This window comes from Micromonospora sp. PRAS1 (assembly GCF_059553435.1).
In genome coordinates this window covers 1-1316 of sequence record NZ_JCANNB010000100.1, presented here as the reverse complement: position 1 = coordinate 1316, position 1316 = coordinate 1, and the positions used below count along the sequence as shown (strand labels likewise).

General features: G+C 73.7%; 1 protein-coding gene. It reads left to right on the top strand.

Annotation, left to right across the window (positions count from 1 at the left end):
• Positions 1-1316, top strand: a 1316-nt coding sequence (locus tag AC507J_RS32255; RefSeq protein WP_496294335.1) for a condensation domain-containing protein, incomplete at both ends; no start/stop codon positions are given.

The following is a 1316-nucleotide window of genomic DNA, read 5'->3' as shown; positions in this document are numbered from 1 at the left end:
TTGAGCGGTGGCGCCGGGCAGGAGTGGACGCCGGTCGAGCCGTTCGCGTTGATCGGCGAGGCGGACCGGGCGTTGCTGCCCGACGGGCTCACCGACGCCTACCCGGCCACCCAGGCCCAGGTGGGCATGGCCGTCGAGATCGCCAAGGACGAGGCCGGCGCGCCGTACCACATCGTGCACACCATGCGTGTACCCGACGAACTGCCCTTCGACGTCGAACCGCTGCACGCCACCCTCGCCGAGTTGGTCGCCCGGCACGAGACGCTGCGTACCTCGTTCGACCTCGACGGCTACTCGGTGCCCATGCAACTCGTGCACGCCGAGGCCCGGGTGCCGGTCGCCGTGCACCCCGACGCGACCAGCCTGGCGGCGTACGTCACCGCCGAACGGGAACGGCCCTTCGACCCGGCGCAGCCGCCGCCGCTGCTGCGGGTCGCCGTGCACCCCGGGGACGGCCACTCCTGGTGGCTCACCGTCTCCGTCAGCCACCTGGTCACCGGCGGCTGGGACCTGAACCTCCTCCTGGCCGACCTGCTCGACGGCTACCACCGGCGGCGGCGCGGCGAGCAGCCGGCCCCCACCGAACCGGTGCCAGTCCGGTACGCCGACTTCGTCGCCGCCGAGCTGGCGGCGCTCGACTCGACCGAGGACGCCGACTACTGGCGGCAGGTGGTGACCGGGCGGCCGAAGCTCACCCTGCCGGGCACCCCGGCCGGCGACTCCGGCCCCCGGCGGGTGTGCCGCACCGAGTTGGACATCGCCGACCTGGACGACGCGCTGCGCCGGCTCGCCAGCAGTCTCGGCGTACCCGTCAAGGCGGTCCTGCACGCCGCGCACCTGAAGGTGATGAGCCAGCTCACCAACGAGCCCGCCTTCCACAGCGGCCTGGTCTGCGACGCGCGGCCCGAGGTTCGGGGCGCGGAGCGGGTGCACGGCATGTACATAAACACCCTGCCGTTCGGTCACGACCGTACCGCCCGCACCTGGCGCGACCTGGTCACCGCGGTCTTCGACCGGGAGGTCGAACTCTGGCCGCACCGGCGTTACCCGCTGCCGGCGGTACGCCGGCTGACCGGCGCGGACGCGCACCCGGTCGACGTCGTCTTCAACTACACCGAACCCAGCACCGGCCAGTCCGACACCGCGGCGACGATCACGCCGGGCAGCGGCCCCGCGACGGCCTCGACCGAGGATGCCGCCGAGGCGCCGGCGACCGGCGACGCGACTGCCTCGACCGACGGCACCCCCCAGGTGGCTGCGGACGGGGCCGCCACCGAGTTCGTCCTCTCCGTCGGCGCCAGCGGATCGACGATCCG